Annotated in this window: 17 protein-coding genes; 5 read left to right on the top strand and 12 right to left on the bottom strand. The window is 60.7% G+C overall.

Annotated elements, in window-relative coordinates:
• Window positions 1-62 precede the first annotated feature (62 nt).
• From HU742_RS20045 to nadE, 3 genes are all read left to right on the top strand, one after another.
• Window positions 63-974, top strand: coding sequence for a LysR family transcriptional regulator (locus HU742_RS20045; RefSeq protein WP_186644343.1), 912 nt, complete (start codon window positions 63-65; stop codon window positions 972-974).
• A 140-nt stretch (window positions 975-1,114) separates the two neighbouring features.
• Window positions 1,115-2,320, top strand: coding sequence for a nicotinate phosphoribosyltransferase (pncB, locus tag HU742_RS20040; protein ID WP_186638527.1), 1,206 nt, complete (start codon window positions 1,115-1,117; stop codon window positions 2,318-2,320).
• Between the two features lie 25 nt (window positions 2,321-2,345).
• Entirely contained in the window at window positions 2,346-3,173 is an 828-nt protein-coding gene (gene nadE / locus HU742_RS20035) for an NAD(+) synthase (protein WP_186638526.1), read from the top strand.
• An 86-nt stretch (window positions 3,174-3,259) separates the two neighbouring features.
• Here the strand turns inward: nadE and azu are convergent, their stop codons facing one another.
• The gene (azu, locus tag HU742_RS20030; RefSeq protein ID WP_186638521.1) at window positions 3,260-3,706 is read right to left on the bottom strand and encodes an azurin; all 447 of its coding nucleotides are present in this window, start codon (window positions 3,704-3,706) and stop codon (window positions 3,260-3,262) included.
• A gap of 342 nt (window positions 3,707-4,048) precedes the next feature.
• On the opposite strand from azu, the gene HU742_RS20025 reads away from it, so the two are divergent.
• Both HU742_RS20025 and HU742_RS20020 read left to right on the top strand, forming a co-directional pair.
• Window positions 4,049-4,636, top strand: coding sequence for a cytokinin riboside 5'-monophosphate phosphoribohydrolase (locus tag HU742_RS20025; RefSeq protein WP_186638520.1), 588 nt, complete (start codon window positions 4,049-4,051; stop codon window positions 4,634-4,636).
• Between the two features lie 68 nt (window positions 4,637-4,704).
• A complete protein-coding gene (locus tag HU742_RS20020; protein WP_186610748.1) occupies window positions 4,705-4,896 on the top strand; it encodes a hypothetical protein in 192 nt (63 codons plus the stop codon).
• Between the two features lie 185 nt (window positions 4,897-5,081).
• On the opposite strand, the gene HU742_RS20015 is transcribed toward HU742_RS20020, so the two are convergent.
• The 11 genes from HU742_RS20015 to rpsF all read right to left on the bottom strand — a co-directional run bounded on the left by HU742_RS20015 (window position 5,082) and on the right by rpsF (window position 19,616).
• Window positions 5,082-5,975: a transglutaminase family protein gene (locus HU742_RS20015; RefSeq protein WP_186644345.1), complete on the bottom strand. Its 894-nt coding sequence runs from the start codon at window positions 5,973-5,975 to the stop codon at window positions 5,082-5,084.
• The gene (locus tag HU742_RS20010; protein WP_186638515.1) at window positions 5,975-8,461 is read right to left on the bottom strand and encodes a circularly permuted type 2 ATP-grasp protein; all 2,487 of its coding nucleotides are present in this window, start codon (window positions 8,459-8,461) and stop codon (window positions 5,975-5,977) included. The genes HU742_RS20015 and HU742_RS20010 overlap by 1 nt, the downstream gene beginning before the upstream one ends.
• Window positions 8,462-8,550: 89 nt before the next feature.
• A complete protein-coding gene (locus HU742_RS20005; RefSeq protein WP_186644346.1) occupies window positions 8,551-11,826 on the bottom strand; it encodes a transglutaminase family protein in 3,276 nt (1,091 codons plus the stop codon).
• Between the two features lie 175 nt (window positions 11,827-12,001).
• Entirely contained in the window at window positions 12,002-12,463 is a 462-nt protein-coding gene (locus HU742_RS20000) for a hypothetical protein (protein ID WP_186644347.1), read from the bottom strand.
• Window positions 12,460-13,386: an Ssp4 family T6SS effector gene (gene ssp4 / locus HU742_RS19995; protein ID WP_186638511.1), complete on the bottom strand. Its 927-nt coding sequence runs from the start codon at window positions 13,384-13,386 to the stop codon at window positions 12,460-12,462. Before ssp4 ends, HU742_RS20000 begins: the two co-directional genes overlap by 4 nt.
• 160 nt (window positions 13,387-13,546) lie before the next feature.
• Window positions 13,547-15,847, bottom strand: a complete 2,301-nt coding sequence (locus HU742_RS19990; protein WP_186638510.1) for a YgiQ family radical SAM protein — start codon at window positions 15,845-15,847, stop codon at window positions 13,547-13,549.
• Between the two features lie 171 nt (window positions 15,848-16,018).
• On the bottom strand, window positions 16,019-17,416 hold the full coding sequence (gene dnaB / locus HU742_RS19985; RefSeq protein ID WP_014336312.1) for a replicative DNA helicase: 1,398 nt from the start codon (window positions 17,414-17,416) through the stop codon (window positions 16,019-16,021).
• A 117-nt stretch (window positions 17,417-17,533) separates the two neighbouring features.
• The gene (gene rplI, locus HU742_RS19980; protein WP_003197251.1) at window positions 17,534-17,980 is read right to left on the bottom strand and encodes a 50S ribosomal protein L9; all 447 of its coding nucleotides are present in this window, start codon (window positions 17,978-17,980) and stop codon (window positions 17,534-17,536) included.
• Between the two features lie 18 nt (window positions 17,981-17,998).
• Window positions 17,999-18,892: a YybS family protein gene (locus tag HU742_RS19975; RefSeq protein ID WP_186610740.1), complete on the bottom strand. Its 894-nt coding sequence runs from the start codon at window positions 18,890-18,892 to the stop codon at window positions 17,999-18,001.
• A 36-nt stretch (window positions 18,893-18,928) separates the two neighbouring features.
• Window positions 18,929-19,159 carry a 30S ribosomal protein S18 gene (gene rpsR / locus HU742_RS19970; RefSeq protein WP_002551829.1) on the bottom strand — a complete coding sequence of 77 codons (231 nt, stop codon included), beginning with the start codon at window positions 19,157-19,159 and terminating at the stop codon, window positions 18,929-18,931.
• Between the two features lie 28 nt (window positions 19,160-19,187).
• Complete coding sequence (gene rpsF, locus HU742_RS19965; RefSeq protein WP_003186395.1) at window positions 19,188-19,616, bottom strand: 30S ribosomal protein S6; 429 nt, start codon at window positions 19,614-19,616, stop codon at window positions 19,188-19,190.
• Window positions 19,617-19,752: the final 136 nt, after the last annotated feature.

Genomic DNA, 19,752 nt, shown 5'->3' with positions numbered 1-19,752 from the left:
ATTCCGTTTATTCATGCTGGCCGTTACCGGATAAGCAGAGCAACAAGAAATAAGGGCTGATCATGCTCAATAAACGCTATTTGCCATCGATTACAGCGCTACAGTGCTTCGAAGCGGTGACCCGTCACCTGAGCTTTACCCGCGCCGCCGAAGAACTGAACCTGACCCAGAGCGCCGTCAGCAAACAGGTCGCGCAGCTTGAAGAGCTGTTGCAGCACCTGCTGTTCCGGCGCGTGCGCCGACGCCTGCAACTGACACCGGCAGGAAACTTGTACTTGGGGGAGGTGCGAAAAATCCTCACCCAGGTTGAGATGTCGACCCATTACCTGCGCTCCTACGGCGGCGACACCGAAGTCCTGCGAGTCTCCACGCCTCCGACCTTCGGCGCCCGCTGGCTGGTTCCGCGGCTCAAGGGTTGGCGCCTGCGGCATCCGTCGATTCATCTGGACTTGTGCAGCGAGCACGAAGCCGACGACTTGCAGCAAGGGCGTAGCGACCTGGCGTTCTACTTCGGCCAGGGCTCCCGACCGGGAACCGAATCGTTGAAACTGTTCGGCGAAGAGTTGGTGCCGGTCTGCGCGCCAGGCAGCCTGCCGGACCGGCCCTTCACCGACCCGACGCAACTGGCCGACCTGGTGCTGCTGCAAAACGCTTCGCGCCCGCAAGCCTGGCACGACTGGTTCGACAGCCAGGGCTACCACACCGAACACAGCTACCACGGGCCGCGCTTCGAAACCTTCTACATGTGCATTCGTGCCGCCCAGGTCGGCTGCGGCGTGGCCCTGTTGCCAAAATTCCTGGTGGAAGAAGAGCTCGCCGACGGCAAACTGGTCATCCCCTGGCAACATGCGATGCCCAGCGCCAGTGCCTATTACCTGTCCTACCCGGAACATGCAGCGGAAGTGCCCAAAGTGCGACTGTTCGTGGAGTGGATGCTGGAGCAGATCGATAGCCCGCAGGAGCCGCAGCAATAAAAGCCAGCACAGCCTGTGGCAGAAAACGCGGCGCCCAAAAAAATACTGGCAATCAACCTCTCCAATATGCGCCACTAGCCCTTACACCACGAACAGCCGTACGCCGCTGCCACCGCAGCATCTGTCTGGAGATTCCCGTTATGAGCGAGAGTGTGTTTGCCGATCGCATCGTGCAGAACCTGCTCGACACCGACTTCTACAAACTGACGATGATGCAGGCCGTCCTGCACAACTACCCCAACGTCGAAGTTGAATGGGAGTTTCGTTGCCGCAACAGCGAGGACCTGCGTCCGTACCTGGCGGAGATCCGCTTCCAGATCGAGCGCCTGTCCGAGCTGAACCTGAGCGCCGACCAGCTGAGTTTCCTTGAGCGCATCAGCTTTCTGAAACCGGATTTCCTCAGGTTCCTGGGGCTGTTTCGTTTCAACCTGCGGTACGTGCACACCGGCATCGAAAACGGTGAATTGTTCATCCGCCTGCGTGGGCCATGGTTGCACGTCATCCTGTTCGAAGTGCCGTTGCTCGCCATCGTCAGCGAAGTGCGCAATCGCTATCGCTACCGTGAGATCGTTCTGGAACAAGCGCGCGAGCAGCTTTATCGCAAGTTCGACTGGCTGGCTGCCAACGCCAGCGCCGAGGAATTGTCCGAGCTGCAAGTCGCCGATTTCGGCACTCGGCGCAGGTTTTCCTACCGGGTCCAAGAAGAAGTGGTAAACGTGCTCAAGCACGATTTCCCGGGGCGCTTCGTCGGCACCAGCAACGTGCACCTGTCCCGGGAGCTGGACATGAAACCCTTGGGCACCATGGCCCACGAGTGGATCATGGCCCACCAACAACTGGGCCCACGGCTGATCGACAGCCAGATCGCCGCGCTCGATTGCTGGGTTCGCGAGTACCGAGGCCTGCTGGGCATTGCGTTGACCGACTGCATCACCATGGACGCCTTTTTGAAGGACTTCGATCTGTTCTTCGCCAAGCTGTTCGACGGTTTGCGCCATGACTCAGGGGATCCTGTCATCTGGGCGGAAAAAGCCATCGCTCACTACCATAACCTCGGCATCGACCCGATGAGCAAGACGTTGGTGTTCTCCGACAGCCTGACATTACCCAAATGCCTGGATATTTTCCGTGCCTTGCGTGGTCGCATTAATGTGAGCTTCGGTATCGGCACCAACCTGACCTGTGACATTCCAGGCGTGGAGCCGATGAGCATCGTGCTTAAAATGATCAGCTGTGACGGGCAACCCGTGGCCAAGATTTCAGACGAGCCCGGCAAGACCCACTGCAAGGACCCGAATTTCGTCGCCTACATGCGACATGTTTTCCAAGTACCTGCCGCCCATTAAGGCACATCAAGCAAGGAGTGAATTCATGCAAGCCGTACAGCGTGAGATTGCTGAACAGCTCAAGGTCCAGCCACCATTCGCCGATGACGCCGCCCTCAAGGCCGAAATCGCTCGCCGGGTGGGTTTCATTCAGGACAGCCTCGTCAACTCAGGGCTCAAGAGCCTGGTGCTGGGTATCAGCGGCGGGGTCGACTCGTTGACCGCCGGCCTGCTGGCCCAACGTGCCGTGCGCGAGCTGCGGGAAAAAACCGGCAATGCGGCATACAAGTTCATTGCCGTGCGCCTGCCGTATGAAACCCAGTTCGACGAGCACGAAGCCCAAGCCTGCGTCGACTTCATAGAGCCGGACGAGCGTCACACCGTCAACATCGGCCCCGCGGTCAAAGCCTTGGCAAAAGAAGTCCTGGCGTTCGAAGGCAAGGCGCCGGGTTCACGGGACTTCGTGCTGGGCAATACCAAGGCGCGGATGCGCATGGTGGCGCAATATACCATCGCCGGCGCGGAACAAGGCCTGGTGATCGGCACCGATCATGCGGCCGAGGCAGTCATGGGTTTCTTCACCAAGTTTGGTGATGGCGCCTGTGACCTGGCCCCGCTGAGCGGCCTGGTGAAAAACCAGGTCCGGGCCATCGCCCGTGACTTTGGCGCGCCAGAGTCGCTGGTGGAGAAAGTCCCCACCGCTGACTTGGAAGACTTGTCCCCGGGCAAGCCGGACGAAGCGGCCCATGGCGTGACCTATGGCGAGATTGACGCCTTCCTGCATGGGCAACCCATTCGTGAAGAGGCGGCCAGGATCATTTGCGATACCTATCGCAAGACCGAGCACAAGCGGGTCATGCCTTACGCCCCATGACCGGACGCCCGCTACAGGGCTGTTTCGCCAGGTAAAAAAAAGCGCCCTGCATACATGGGGCGCTTTTTTTGTGTCCGGAAAATCGGTTACTTCAGGGTAACCGTGCCTTTCATCATCGAGATGTGGCCTGGGAAGGAGCAGAAGAAACCATACTTCTCGCCAGCAGCCAGTTTCGACACGTCGAAGGTTACCGAGTCCTTTTCCTTGGCGCCGATAAGCTTGGTGTGGGCGATGATGCGAGCGTCGCCTTCCTTCAGGTAATCCTTGTCGATGCCTGCGGCCAGGCCATCGGTGGCGATCGGCTGCATGTCGGCCTCTTTGCTCAGCACCCAGTTATGGCCCATGACGTTTTTCGGCAAGCTGCCCGAGTGAGTCAGCTCAACGGTGAAGGTCTTGCAGCTCTTGTCGATTTCGATGGCCTTGGTATTGAAGGACATCTGGTCGGTCGAGTCGATGGTGGTCTTGCACTCCGCTGCCATCAGTTGGCTGCTGGCCAGCGTCAACAGGGATACTGCAACAAGTTTGGCAAACATCGTGAATCTCCAAGGCATGGTTAACAAAATTCCGTCAAAGGGGAAGACTGCCTGAATTTCAGACAAGTTCCTATGACCTGAGTCAAAGATTGTATACAACTTAAGCCTATCAGCCTGATGGACATAATCAACCAGCCAGAAGTCTGACTCGCCCCTATGATCAGCGCCATCACCTCTTTGGAGCGCCCCTCATGAACCTCAACAGCCTGTTATGCAGCTTGCTCGCCGCCTATGCCTGCGGCGCCAGTGGCACCTATGAAAAACCTCGCCGCGAGGTTTAATTCCTTTGCGCAATAAAGGACAGGCCTTACTCTGGACCGGTTACCGATCACGGAGTAAAGCATGTCCATAGCGTCTGTTTGTGTATTTTGCGGCGCCAGCACCGGCGCGAATCCAGCCTATCGCGAAGCGGCCCAGGCTTTGGGGCGCACATTGGCGGAACGGAAACTGACCCTGGTCTACGGCGGTGGCGCGGTCGGCTTGATGGGGATCGTTGCTGACGCGGCCCTGGCGGCCGGCGGCGAGGTCATCGGCATCATTCCGCAGAGCCTGAAGGACAAGGAAATCGGCCACAGCGGCCTGACCCGCCTGGAAGTGGTGGACGGCATGCACGCACGCAAGGCGCGCATGGCCGAACTCAGCGACGCCTTCATTGCCCTGCCCGGCGGCCTCGGCACCTTGGAAGAATTGTTTGAAGTCTGGACCTGGGGCCAGCTCGGCTATCATGGAAAACCGCTGGGGCTGCTGGAAGTGAACGGTTTCTACAGCAAACTCACGGGTTTTCTCGATCATATCGTCGGCGAGGGCTTCGTCCGCGCGCCCCATCGTGACATGCTGCAAGTGAGCGAATCAGCGCACAATCTGCTCGACGCACTGGACGAATGGCAACCGTCGGTGCAACCAAAATGGGCCGAGCAAAAACCCAGCTAACGGCTCGGCCCCGATACAGGGCAGAATACGCGCCGCTCAACCTCACCTTCGACCCCAGAGGATCGCCCATGGCTAAACCCAATTATTCCTTCGCCAAACGTCAGAGAGACTTGGCCAAGGAGCAGAAGAAAGAGGAAAAGCTTCAGCGCAAGAAAGCTACAGCTGAAGAGGAAGCCGCAGCACTGAACCCGGATACCGAAGGCGAAGTGACGGCAGAAGACGATGTTGATGCACCGAAAGACCAGGCGCCTGACGCCTGAGACCCTCAGTTCTGTGTCCAGGGCCGGCCGCCTCGCTGCCGGCCCTCACAGCTCTAGCGCCTTGTTAATCGACAGGCGATAACCCACAGGCAGTTCTCCGGCAATTGGCCCGGCTCGAACAGCCCGATCTCCTTGTGTTCATGACTGATCGTCGGCACAAAACCGCCTGGATTTCAGGAATTGGATCACTGTTCCAACGGCATCACCGTCACTCGTACTTCGGGGTCATGGGTACCGCCCCCCAGGATCACCCCGCGCAACGGCGACACATCGGAAAAATCCCGGCCCCAGGCCAGGGTGATGTGTTCCAGGGCCGGCTGCACATTGTTGGTCGGGTCGAAGTCCACCCAACCCAATACCGGACAGAACACCGAAACCCAGGCGTGAGAAGCGTCGGCGCCAATCAACCGCGCCTGGCCGGGTGGCGGCTGGGTCAGCAGGTAGCCGCTGACGTAACGCGCCGCCAGCCCACGGGAGCGTACGCAAGCCAGCATCAAGTGGGCGAAGTCCTGGCACACACCCCGGCGTCGCTCCAGCACTTCCACCAACGGCGTCGCCACTTGGGTGGCCTCCGCATCGAAGGTGAACTCCTCGAAAATCTTCTCCATCAGCGCTCGAACGCCAAGCATCAACGGTCGTCCCGCCGGAAAACAACTTTCCGAAAATTCCACGAAGCTGCGCTTGAGGTGCACGTAGGGTGACTCGAAACGGTAGCGGCAGGCGTCCAGCAGCGTCGTTGAGAGTGGCCGCCCGCTGTAGGTCAGCGCGTTAGCGGTCGACTCCCAGGCGGGGGACAGATTGAAGTCCAGCTCGGGTCGGGCCAGCACCTCGACGCTCAAGCGGGCATTGATCAACAACTCGTCATGGGGCCGCTCGAAAGCCAGGCGGGTCAGCGGGTTACCGAACACGTCCCGTTCATCGCGCCGGGTGGTCGGCTCGGGGCTGATCAGCAGCTCTCGTTCGGTGCAACGCTGCCAGTCACAGGCTCGCGGCCACAGGTGGGCAAGCTGCTGGGCGAGGGACACCGGGCTGTCGTAGTGATAATGAGTGTCATGGAGTATCTGGTAACGGGCGCTCATCAGACGGACACCGTGCGCTGGCTGACGTCATCGACGTGAGCAAAATGGCGCAACGCCAAGCGATCGGAAACCTGTCCGCTGACGTCGGCCACTTCCTGCAACAGATCGGCCAAGCCATCAAGAGCGGCGCGCAGGCTGGCCTCGCCGAACAGGGGATTCTCCAGGCAGCGCAGGTCAAAGCGTGACAGGCGCGTCACCAGCGCCGGCAATGCGGTTTCCCGCGGTGCGCCGAAATCATCGTTCAGGCGTTTAAGGGTGCGTGCCACCAATTTCAGCTGGAACAGCACAGCGTGAGGGTTCTGTTCGTCCAGCAGCAGCAGGTCGAGCACCGGAATCAACTGCGCCACCGCCAGATAACGCGAGCGGTACGTGATGCTGCTATTGCCCAACTCCAGCAGCCATTCCAGCCCGGCCTGATCGAAAACCGCCTCGCCCCGCAAGAATGCCGCCAGGCTGCTGCTGAGAAAATGCAGACGCTCCAGGCGTCGACCGATCATCAGGAAGCGCCAGCCCTCGTCACGGGTCATGTCGTCCAGGGCGAATCCGGACAACGCGGCCAACGACATTACCAATCGATTGAGAAAGTCCAGCAGCTCACCAAAGTCCGGTTCGCTGGTCTCCAGCTCCAGGGCTTCGCGCTGCAGCTCCACCAGCGCCTGCCAGTTCTCACGCGACAGCTTGCCGCGAACCTGTGACGCAGCCCACTGCAAGCGCTGCAGGTTGGAGCGCAGGCTGAATGACCAGTCATCTCCCAGCATCGCCGCCAGCAGGCGCTCGGGTAATTCGCCCTCCTCCGGCAGCAGCATCAGGCTCTCGCCCAAGGAGACAGCCGACTGCAGGGCCTGCGGGTCGTCACCGTCGACATAGCGCGCCAGCATGATCCGTAAAAGACGGGCGCTGTCGTCGCAACGTTCGCAGTAACGGCCAAACCAGAACAGGTTTTCCACCACGCGGGATGGCAGGTACGGGTCGCGTCGCACAAGGTCATGAACGCCCACGGTTCGCTGGGCCTTCCACTGCTCGCTGCCAGGCGCCTGCTCGCCGAGGACCCAGGTGTCCTTGCTAGCGCCACCGCGCTGCATCGACACCACTTCGGCATCGGCCTCGGCGGCCACGCGGGTCAGGCCACCTGGCAGAACCCGATAATCATCTTTTCCGGACACGGCATACACGCGCATGCCGATGGCCCGGGGCTGGATCTGGCCGTCTTCGGCCTGCCAGACCGGCGCCTGGGACAGTTGCGCCAGTTCCTGGGCAACGTAGGCGTAGGGCCTTGCCTGCATGCGCGCTGCCAGTTGGCCGCGCTGCTCCTCGCTCAGGTCACGACCGAACACCGGGGTGAAGCTCTGGGACGGAAACGCCGGCTTGATCAATAACTGCGGCAGTTTCTCCAACGCCTGCGCCAATACTGGCGGCTCACCGCACCACCACGTGGCAATGGAGGGAAGCATCAACTCTTCGCCAAAGAGGAACTGGCAGATCTTCGGCAAGAAACCCAGGAGCCCTGGGGATTCCAGCACGCCACTGCCCAGCGCATTGGCCACCAGCACCCGGCCCTGACGCACCGCCTCCAACAGACCTGGCACGCCCAAGGCCGAATCGGTGCGCAGCTCCAGGGGGTCGCAGAAATCATCGTCAAGCCGGCGCATGATGGCGTGGACCCGGCGCAACCCACTGAGGGTCTTGAGGTACACCGTGGCATCTCGCACGGTCAAGTCGCCTCCCTCCACCAGCGGATAGCCGAGCTGGCGCGCCAGGTAAAGGTGTTCGAAATAGCTTTCGTTGAACCGCCCCGGTGTCAGCAGCACCACCAGCGGCGCCTCGCCATCGCAAGGGGCCTGCCGCGCCAGGGTTTCCTGCAAGGTGCGGAAGAAGCCAGACAGGTGCTTTACCTTCAGGTCGCGATACAGGTCCGGAAACGCCCGGGACACGATCATCCGGTTCTCCAGCGCGTAGCCCGCACCTGAAGGTGCCTGGGTCCGATCCGCGGTGACCCACCAACGACCATCGGGCGTACGCGCCAGGTCCACGGCGTACAAGTGCAGGAAATCGCTGTCTGGTGGGGTGATGCCCTGGCACGGCCAGAGAAAATTATTGTGTCCAAAGACCAGCTCCGCCGGCAGCAGCCCTTCGCTGATCAGTCGCTGCGGCCCGTACAGATCGGCCAGCACCGCATTGAGCAAACGTGCCCGCTGGGCGATGCCGGCCGACAGCAGCTTCCATTCCTGGGCATCGATGACATGAGGTAGCAGGTCCAGCTCCCATGGACGGTCGGCGCCCTTCGGGTCCGCGTAGACATTGTAGGTGACGCCGTTTTCCTGGATCTGCCGGGCCAGTAGGGCCTGACGCTGGAGCAGTTGGGCCGGCGTGCTGCGCTGCAACTGGTCGAACAGCCGCCGCCAGTGCGCACGCACCGCACCGCTGTCATCCAGCAATTCGTGATAGGTGCCCGTCGTCAACGGGTAACGGTCAAGCAGGTCAGGCATGGAAAGCTCGGCAGGACGGCAATGAAAGGTGAGACTAGCGCAAGCGCATGATGCCCGGATAGGTGAAATATCCGGGCATCCTGTGGGACTTAGAAACGGCGCAGATCGAGCGTGAGCGGAAACTCGTCATCCACTGCCAGGTTGGGTATCGGAAGCTTCCCAGGCGTGTGTCCGATCCGGAAGAAACGCGCCATCCGCCGGCTTTCCGCTTCGTTGGCATTCACCGGCAGGCTGTCGTAGTTGCGCCCACCCGGATGCGCCACGTGATACTGGCAACCGCCCAGTGAACGCTGCATCCAGGTGTCGAGTACATCGAAGACCAGCGGCGCATGGACCGGGATGGTCGGTTGCAGGCAATTGCTCGGTTGCCAGGCGCGGAAACGCACCCCGGCGACGAACTCGCCCACCCGACCGGTGGGTTGCAAGGGGACCGGCACGCCATTGCACGTCAGCAGATACCGTTGCGGCGCCAGGCCGCTGAGTTTGATCTGCAAGCGTTCCAGGGACGAATCCACATAGCGCACCGTGCCGCCCACCGCACCCTCTTCCCCCAGCACATGCCAAGGCTCCAGCGCCTGACGCAACTGCAGCTCGATGCCGTTGACCGCATAATCGCCAACCTTTGGAAAACGGAACTCCAGGTGCGCGGCGAACCACTCGGCGCGCAGCGGATAACCGGCGACATTGAGCTCAGCGATGACGTCAGCGAAATCCTGCTCGATGAAATGCGGGAGCAGAAAGCGGTCATGCAGCTCAGTGCCCCAGCGCGCCAATTTGGCCGGCGCGTAGGGCTCGCGCCAAAACCGCGCGACCAGTGCTCGCAACAGCAATTGCTGGGTCAGGCTCATGCGGGCGTGAGGCGGCATTTCGAAAGCGCGCAATTCCAACAGGCCGAGTCGCCCCGTGGCACCGTCCGGAGAATAGAGCTTGTCGATGCAGAATTCGGCGCGGTGGGTATTGCCCGTCACATCGATCAGCAGGTTGCGCAGCAACCGATCCACCAGCCAGGGCGCACACGCTTCGCCGGGCTCGGGCATTTGCGCGAAGGCGATTTCCAATTCGTACAGCGCGTCATTGCGCGCTTCGTCCACGCGGGGCGCCTGGGATGTCGGACCGATGAACAAGCCGGAAAACAGGTAGGACAACGACGGGTGGTTGTGCCAGTAGCTGATCAGGCTGCGCAGCAAGTCGGGACGGCGCAGGAAAGGTGAGTCAGCCGGCGTCGCGCCTCCGAGGACGAAATGGTTACCGCCACCGGTGCCTGTGTGCCGGCCATCGATCAGGAATTTTTCGGTGGTCAGTCGGTTCAGCCGCGCTTGCTCATAAAGAAACTCAGTGCGTTCGACCAACTCGTCCCACGTCGCCGACGGTTGCACGTTGACCTCAATGACACCCGGGTCCGGCGTGATACGAAAATTGCTCAGGCGCGGATCGCTCGGCGGCTCGTAGCCCTCCAACAGGACCGGGCAATTGAGCTCCTCGGCCGTCGCCTCGATTGTGCTGACCAACTCCAGGTAATCCTCGACCCGCTCCAGCGGCGGCATGAACAGATACAGGCGTCCTTCCCTGGCCTCGGCACAGAAAGCGGTGCGGGTCAGCCAGTCGGCCGATTCGTCGATCTTCGGCGCGCGCTCCTGCTCCAGCGCCGGCTCGCCGTGATCGGCCAGTTGCGAAGTGTCGGGCAACTCGGGCAAATCCTGATTCGGGTCGGTGGGATGGATAAACGGGTATTCAGCCGCCGTCACCCACGGCTGGGACGCCAGTGGCAGGCGATAGCCCAGGGGAGAATCGCCCGGCACCAACCTGCAATGGTTGTCGCGCAGGTACCATCGGCCGCTCTGCCATTGATCGCCCTTGGCGGTGCGGGCCAGTGGCAGGACTTGGCCGATGACCTTGTCCAATCCTTGACTGAAGACCTTGCGCAACCGTGCCCGCTCCAAAGGTTCTTCCAGCCGAGGATCCTCGGCTGTCACGTTTGACGGTAATGAGCCTTCGCGCCAGAGGTAATAGAAGTTGTCTTCGTAGGCCGGGAACACGAATCGCGCGGGAATCTTCAAGCGTTCGGCGACGCTCGCCAGGAAACGTCCAGCGAGTTCGCCATCGGCGCCGTAGTCCTGCTGCTCGTCGGCAATCAACGCGCCGTTTTGCCAGATCGGCACGCCGTCACGGCGCCAGTAGCAGTTGAGCGACCAGCGCGGTAGTTGCTCGCCGGGGTACCATTTGCCCTGGCCGAAATGTACCAGCCCCTGGGGCGCGTAGTGCGTGCGCATGCGCTGGAACAGCTCGGCGGAGAGACGGCGCTTGTCCGGCCCCAACGCCGCGGTGTTCCACTCGGCGCCGTCCGGGTCATCGATGGAGACGAAGGTCGGCTCACCGCCCATGGTCAGGCGCACGTCGCCTTCCAGCAGGTCGGCATCTATCTGCCGGCCCAGGGCCTGGATCTCAAACCATTGCGCTTCGGTGTATGGCTTGGTCACCCGTGGCGCTTCCCAGATGCGCTCCACGGACATTTCGTGGCTGAACTCGGACTTGCAAGGCTCCACCAGGCCACTGATCGGCGCCGCCGAAGACGGATCGGGACTGCACGCCAACGGGATGTGTCCTTCGCCAGCGAACAACCCGGACGTGGCATCCAGGCCAATCCAGCCGGCACCCGGCAAATAGACTTCGCACCAGGCATGCAGGTCGGTGAAATCCACTTCCGTACCGGACGGGCCGTCGAGGCTTTTCACGTCGGCGGTCAGTTGGATCAGGTAACCGGAAACAAAACGCGCCGCCAGCCCCAGGTGACGCAACAGCTGCACCAGCAACCAGGCCGAGTCGCGGCAGGAGCCGGACGCGTGCTCCAAGGTGTGCTCCGGCGTCTGTACGCCGGGCTCCATGCGGATCAGGTAACTGATGTCTTCGCTCAGGCGCTGGTTCAACGCCACCAGGAAATCCACCGCCGGCAGCGGGGTGCGGTCGATGCCGTCCAGATACGCCTGGAACCTGGGCGTCAGCGGCAGTTTTTCCAGATAAGGCGTCAGCTCATGCTTTTCGTCGGGGGCGTAGGTAAAAGGAATTTTTTCAGCGTAGGGCTCGAGGAAAAAATCGAACGGATTGAACACCGCCATCTCGGCGACCAGATCGACTTCGACCCGCAGCTCAGCGGTTTTTTCCGGAAACACCAGTCGCGCCAAGTAGTTGCCCTGAGGATCCTGCTGCCAGTTGATGAAGTGCTGGTCGGGCGAGACCTTCAACGCATACGAAAGAATCCGCGTGCGGCTATGGGGTGCCGGGCGCAGGCGGACGATCTGCGGGCCGAGCTCGACGGCGCGCTCGTAGCGGTAATGCGTGACATGATGCAAAGCGACATGGATCGACACGGCGTGCCTCCTGCGGAGCCTGGGCGTTATCGAAAGCGGCGCAAGACTTATGCCATGCAGGCAGGTCGGACACTTTCTACTTCTACTCAAGGCAGTAGAGCACTAAAACCGCGCGATGCCTGTATTGATCTGCACAGGCCGCACATAAATGCGGCGCAGGCGCTGGCGGTTCGACTCAGCGGCGGGGGCGAGAGGCCTTGGCGGACTTGATGATGAGTTCGCGTTGGTGGCGGATCTCCACGAGCTTGCCGCGCATTTCGCGGTGGCGTTTGCTGTTTAGCAGTAACAGCCCCAGCAGGGGCATCAGTACGGCGAAGATAAACACGCCCGGGTGCGGACCGTAGGCGAACGTCGGCAGCACCGCGGCCAGGCAGGTCAGGAAATAACCCGCCACCCACCAGATTGCCCAGGCGCGTCCGCGGGCGATCAAGAGGTTGCCCAGCACCAGGATGAGCACCAGGGCCAAAGTGCCGAGCCCGACATAGTCGGTCCTGGTCGACGGCTCCAGGGCACGCCAATATGTGGCCCCGGCCAAAACAAGCAGCGTCGAGCCGGAAAAGCAGCCCAGCAGGATCGTCCCCATGAAAACCGGAAAGTAATGGGCCAGGAACTGTTTCAGAGATCCGCCCCCGATCATTCCGTGAACTCCTCATACAGGCCGACGGCAACGGTATTCACGGCGCCTCCGCCCGTATAACTGCCGATGATCCCCAGAGCGCCGCCGAGGGAATCCTTTATCTGGGTCAGCGTGGCGTGCCTGATTTCAGCTGAAGAATAACGCTTGGGCAGAGCGCCCGCGCGTTGCTGCAGTTTAAGCAGCTTCGCAGTAAGGCTCGGATCTTTCAGGGTCAGCAATTCCTTGGTCAGTTTGCTGCGCTCCTGACGATTCAAACCCTTGAGCAATTGATACCAGCTCTTGCCGGTGCCCGCCGCTTTATTGGCTTTGAGCAATCGGACGGTCGTCAGGGCCGAGCCGCCAACGCCGACCAAGGACACCCCGTCAAGAATCGGCGACACGATGTTGTACCAATCAGCGTCGTTCATCTCATCGTTGCCAGTAGGATTGGTCAACTCATTCGCCACCCGCATCCCACCAATGACGCACTGCGCGGTACTGGCCGTCGCGGCCGCGGCGCCAAGGGCAACGACAAAAGCACTTGCCCCGGCGGTAAAAGGCACGGCGACGCTACCACTGAACACCACGACCCAACCAATCACGGCGGCCACGCAGGACAGGCCAGCGTTGGCCGCTTCAAATCCAAGCTTCGATTCACGCGGGCTGCTTTTTACCTGATCGATGAATTGCTGTGGGGCGATGTACTTTTTGGCTTCGCGCAAGATGATGCGCTTGGGCGCGATGCTGCAAATCGGCTTGAATTCGCGCAGCGTGACTACGTTGTAGTCCGAATCGATGTACACCACCCCCGCGCCGACGATGCCAGGGTCGGCGTCAATCGCAGCAAACAGGCGCGGTAGGTTGATCTGGCTTTCGATACGCTTGCGGGCCATGAACTGGGAATAGCTCAAGTCCATGCCGATGCCGGTTGAAGCACTGCTCATATGAATCGTCCTTGAGGAATGGAAGGTGAGGCTTATCCACACTGAACCCTGTGCGAGAGCTCTGCATGGGCGGGCGCCACGATAACAAACGGCCAGCACCCTCGCTAGAAAGCAAAACGCCAGCACTTAAGGCTGGCGTTTTGCGTTGTAGCTTTAGCGATCAGCGCGGCACGACGGGCTTGCGTGCGGGCTTGGGTCCTTTGCCCTTCGCCGCGTCCTTGCGCTCCTTGGCGGCCTGCTGGTTGCGGGCAAACGCGGCGGCCTTGGCTTGTTCGCGCTTGTCCCAAGGATTGCCGCCGTCGCTCGCGCGCGGTGGCAAACCGGTGTGCTGGGTCAGGATCTTGGTGGTTTCCTTGGCTACCTTGTGGCTGCCGGCTGGCGTCGAGTTCTTGCGACGAGCGCTCTGGTAGCTGTCGGTCGCCGGCTGGTGCAGCGGGATCAACTGGTTCTTGCCCGGCCCGATCAGGTCGGCGCGGCCCATGCGGGTCAATGCCTCGCGCAGCATCGGCCAGCCTTTCGGGTCGTGATAACGCAAGAAGGCCTTATGCAGGCGGCGTTGCTCCTCGCTCTTGACGATAGTCACCGCATCACTCTTGTAGGTGACCTTGCGCAGCGGGTTCTTGCCCGAGTGGTACATGGCGGTGGCCGTGGCCATCGGCGACGGATAGAACGCCTGCACCTGGTCGGCCCGGAAGCCATTGCCCTTGAGCCACAGCGCCAGGTTCATCATGTCTTCGTCGGTGGTGCCCGGGTGAGCCGCGATGAAGTACGGAATCAGGTACTGCTCTTTCCCGGCTTCCTTGGAGTACTTCTCGAACATCCGCTTGAATTTGTCATAGCTGCCGATGCCCGGCTTCATCATCTGGTTGAGCGGACCTTCCTCGGTATGCTCCGGCGCGATTTTCAAGTAGCCGCCGACGTGGTGGGTCACCAGCTCCTTGACGTATTCCGGCGACTCGACCGCCAGGTCGTAACGCAGGCCGGAGGCAATCAGGATTTTCTTCACGCCAGGCAATGCCCGGGCGCTGCGGTACAGCTGGATCAGCGAAGAGTGATCGGTATTCAGGTTCGGGCAGATGCCAGGGAACACGCAGGACGGCTTGCGGCACGCGGATTCGATTTCCGGGCTCTTGCAGGCGATGCGGTACATGTTCGCGGTCGGGCCGCCGAGGTCAGAGATGACCCCGGTAAAGCCCGGGACCTTGTCGCGGATCTCTTCGATCTCGCGAATGATCGACTCTTCGGAACGGTTCTGGATGATTCGACCTTCATGCTCGGTGATCGAGCAGAAGGTGCAGCCACCAAAGCAGCCGCGCATGATGTTCACCGAGAAACGGATCATGTCGTAGGCGGGGATTTTTTCCTTGCCGTACGCCGGATGCGGGACGCGCGCGTAAGGCATGCCAAACACGTAGTCCATTTCTTCAGTGGTCATCGGAATGGGCGGCGGGTTGAACCAGACGTCGACCTCGCCGTGCTTCTGCACCAGGGCGCGGGCGTTGCCCGGGTTGGTCTCCAGGTGCAACACACGGTTGGCGTGGGCGTAGAGCACCGCGTCGCCACGGACCTTTTCCACCGACGGCAGGCGGATCACGGTCTTGTCGCGGGTCATCTTCGGGCTCGCCAGGATCTGCACGACCTTGGCTTCGCTCGGGTCCTCGACCGGCCCCTTCTCCTGCTCGATGGCGCAGGCTTGGGTATCTTGGGTGTTGACGTACGGGTTGATGATCTTGTCGATCTTGCCCGGACGGTCGATGCGCGTGGAATCGACTTCGTACCAGCCTTGCGGTGTGTCACGACGGATGAACGCGGTGCCGCGCACATCGGTAATGTCTTCGATCTTGTGACCATAGGACAGCCGCTGGGCGACTTCGACAATCGCCCGCTCGGCGTTGCCGTAGAGCAGGATGTCGGCGCAAGCGTCGATCAGGATCGAGTTGCGCACCCGGTCCTGCCAGTAATCGTAGTGGGCGATGCGGCGCAAGGACGCTTCGATGCCGCCGAGCACGATGGGCACGTGCTTGTAGGCTTCCTTGCAGCGCTGGCTGTAGACCAGGCTCGCACGGTCCGGACGCTTGCCTGCCAAGCCGCCCGGGGTGTAGGCGTCATCGGAGCGGATCTTCTTGTCGGCGGTGTAGCGGTTGATCATCGAGTCCATGTTGCCGGCCGCGACACCGAAGAACAGGTTGGGCTCGCCGAGCTTCATGAAGTCGTCTTTGGACTGCCAGTTCGGCTGGGCAATGATCCCGACGCGAAAGCCCTGGGCTTCCAGCAAACGGCCGATGATAGCCATGCCGAACGACGGGTGATCGACGTAGGCATCACCGGTCACGATGATGATGTCGCACGAATCCCAGCCGAGCTGATCCATCTCCTCCCTGCTCATGGGCAGGAACGGCGCCGGGCCGAAACATTCGGCCCAGTACTTGGGATAGTCAAATAACGGCTTGGCTGCTTGCATGTCGATGACCGGTATAAAAGATGAAAAATCGCGGGCGCGGAATATAGCACAAAAATTAACCAACTGTGGCGAAGGAGCTTGCTCCCATCCGGCTGCGCAGCGGCCAGGGGTCTGCTGCGCAGCCCAGCGGGAGCAAGCTCCCTCGTCACAAAGGCGGTTTAAGCGAACAGGTTATTCGTCGTCGTCAAAATTGTAGCTACCCGGCGCCAGGTTTTCGAAGCGCGTGTATTTGCCGATAAATGCCAGGCGGATAAACCCGATCGGGCCGTTCCGCTGCTTGCCGATGATGATTTCGGCGATGCCCTTGTGCTCCGTTTCCGGGTGATACACCTCGTCACGGTAAACGAACATGATGACGTCGGCGTCCTGCTCGATCGCTCCGGATTCCCGCAAGTCCGAGTTCACCGGACGCTTGTTGGGGCGCTGTTCCAGGGAACGGTTCAACTGGGACAGTGCCACCACCGGACAGTTGAATTCCTTGGCCAGGGCCTTGAGGGAACGGGAGATTTCGGAAATCTCGTTGGTCCGGTTGTCACCGCTGGAACCGGGGATCTGCATCAACTGCAGGTAGTCGATCATGATTAGCCCGACTTCACCGTGCTCGCGCACCAGGCGACGGGTTCGCGCGCGCATTTCCGACGGGCTGATACCGGCCGTATCGTCGATGAACAGCTTGCGGTCGTTGAGCAGGTTGACCGCCGAGGTGAGGCGCGGCCAATCGTCGTCTTCCAGCTGGCCGGAACGGACCTTGGTCTGGTCGATACGCCCGAGGGACGAGAGCATACGCATGATCAGCGATTCGCCTGGCATCTCGAGGGAGTACACCAATACAGCCTTTTCACTGCGTAGCACGGCGTTTTCCACCAGGTTCATCGCAAAGGTGGTCTTACCCATGGATGGACGGCCGGCGACGATGATCAAGTCGGACGGCTGCAGGCCGCTGGTCTTCTCGTCGAGGTCGGTATAGCCGGTGGACAGGCCGGTGATGGCGTTGTCGGTGTTGAACAAGGTGTCGATGCGGTCGATGGCCTTGGTCAGCAGGTCGTTGACGCTCACCGGGCCGCCGGTTTTCGGCCGGGCCTCGGCGATCTGGAAAATCTGCCGCTCGGCTTCGTCGAGAATCTCAGCGGCGGTGCGACCTTCCGGATTGAACGCACTGTCGGCAATCTCAGTGCTGATGCCGATCAACTGGCGCAAGGTCGCCCGCTCGCGCACGATCTGGGCGTAGGCCTTGATGTTGGCGACCGACGGCGTGTTTTTCGCCAGTTCGCCGAGGTAACCGAGGCCGCCGACCTGGGATGTCTGACCTTCCTTGTCCAATTGCTCGGCCAGGGTCACGACGTCGATCGGCATGTTCTGATCGGCCAACTTGGCGATCGCGCGGAAAATCAGCCGGTGGTCATGCCGATAGAAATCGCCGTCGGAGACTTGATCGAGCACGCGTTCCCAGGCGTTGTTGTCCAGCATCAGGCCACCGAGCACGGCCTGTTCGGCCTCGATGGAATGCGGAGGCACCTTCAGGGCAGCGGTTTGCAGATCGTATTGCTCGGGGGCGGTGATTTCGTTCATGGCCACGTCTGGTTATGAAAATCAGGAATTGCAGAAAGACAAAGGGCACGACCTGTAAACAGGATCGTGCCCGATGTTACCGGCAAGCACCCGAGGGTGCCAGCCGACAGGTGTTGCTTAAGCTGCTACCACGACAACGCGTACGGTGGCTTCAACTTCGGCGTGCAGGTGCACGGCTACGTCGAATTCGCCTACGTTGCGGATGGTGCCGTTCGGCAAACGAACTTCGCTTTTCGCAACTTCAACGCCGGAGGCGGTCAGTGCGTCAGCGATGTCGTGAGTACCGATCGAACCGAACAGCTTGCCTTCGTCGCCAGCGGTGGCAGTGATGGTCACTTCCAGCTCGGCCAGTTGGGCAGCACGGCTTTCAGCCGAGGTTTTACGGTCTGCGGCAGCTTTTTCCAGCTCGGCGCGACGCTCTTCGAACGCAGCCAGGTTGGCAGCGGTCGCAGCGGTGGCTTTGCCGTAAGGCAGCAGGTAGTTACGACCGTAACCGGCCTTAACGTTTACTTTGTCACCCAGGTTGCCCAGGTTGGTGACTTTTTCCAGAAGGATCAGTTGCATGTGAAAATCCTCTAACTTTTAACCTTCACCGTTCGCGTTGTCGGCGTCTTTCGGCGCCATACGACCGCGAAAATCAATCAGGCTGTCGACGATGGCCAGGACCACCAGCAACGGATAGATCAGCTGCATGAACAGCAACAACGTGACGTACAACCCCACCAGCCAGAACCTGGCCAGTCGCTTTTGCGCCACCAGCCCGTGAATCAGGGCCAGTGCGGCGAACACCAGCGGTACACTGCACAACGGCGTGAGCATGGCCATCTGCGGACCGAAGTTCGGTCCCAGTAGCATGCCCGCCAGCAGCAACATCGCCAGTCCAAGCGGGAAGCGGATGGCGCGAAACTCGCGACCAAAACCACCCGGGTTGTACAACAACGCCTGCCAGTAGCGCCCGATAACCAGGCTCAGCACACTGACGATCTGCAACAAGGCCGCAATCAGGCCGGTCAGGACGGGGGCGATCAGGGACGCGAAACGCGCCTGCTCCTCTACCGACATCTTCTGGTAGAGATCACCGAGCGCCTCGGGCAGGATTTTTATCAAAGCCTGCGACAGCATCTCGATCTGGGGTGCGAAAGCCACCCCGAGCACCACTGAAAACACCACGCCTATCGCTATGCTGACCAGCAGCACGCGGTTCCAGGATTCGCTGGCGCGCAATACCAACGCCAGCGCCGAAGACCCCAGCAGCACCATGAGTGCGCGCGGGTCAGCGGAATACATCCACCAGAGCAAAGCCGGCAGAAGCCCCAGAGCAAGAACGCCCAAGGCGTCCTTCAATCCGCGCCGCAGGAGTACAAGACTACCCGCGGCAGCACCCAACCAGTACAACAACGGCAATGCCGCACATCCAGCCACTACCAGAGTGGCCTGCACACGTCCCCGCATGATGAAGTCAGCTAAGGCGCGCATGCATTCAATCCCTTACTACTTGTCGACTGCCCGGTCTCAGCGGCCGTGGCTGTCGGTGTAGGCCAGCAGGGCCAGGAAGCGGGCGCGCTTGATAGCGGTGGCCAGCTGACGCTGATAACGAGCTTTGGTACCGGTGATGCGGCTTGGAACGATTTTGCCGGTCTCGGATACGTAGGCTTTCAGAGTGTTGAGATCTTTGTAATCGATCTCCTTCACGTCTTCAGCGGTGAAGCGGCAGAATTTACGACGACGGAAGAAACGTGCCATGTGATTGGCTCCTTAAAAGGTCCGTGGATTACTCGTCAGCGTTATCGCTGTTGTCGCTGTCGCTATCGCTGTCATCGCCATCGGCGCTGTCAGAGTGCTCAGGACGGTCGCGACGCTCACGGCGCTCACTGCGGTTTTCTTCAGCCTTGAGCATCTCGGATTGGCCGGTGACGGCTTCTTCGCGACGGATGACCAGGTTACGGATCACTGCATCGTTGTAGCGGAAGTTGTCTTCCAGCTCGGCCAGGGCCTTGCCAGTGCACTCAACGTTCAGCATCACGTAGTGAGCCTTGTGAACATTGTTGATTGCGTAGGCCAGTTGACGACGGCCCCAATCTTCCAGACGGTGGATTTTGCCGCCGTCTTCTTCGATCAGCTTGGTGTAACGCTCAACCATGCCGCCGACTTGCTCGCTTTGATCCGGGTGGACCAAAAAGATGATTTCGTAATGACGCATGAATGCTCCTTACGGGTTGTAGCCTGCCGCTCAAAAACGGTCAGACAAGGAGTGAATGACACTTATGGACTTGAGGACGCTAGACACATAAGTGCCTGCCATCACAGCAAGGGGCGCAATTGTAGAGAAGGGCTCA

This window comes from Pseudomonas marvdashtae, assembly GCF_014268655.2.
Taxonomy (GTDB): domain Bacteria; phylum Pseudomonadota; class Gammaproteobacteria; order Pseudomonadales; family Pseudomonadaceae; genus Aquipseudomonas; species Aquipseudomonas marvdashtae.
Note: the sequence above shows the minus strand (reverse complement) of the source record. Positions and strands in the feature narration are given on the sequence as shown.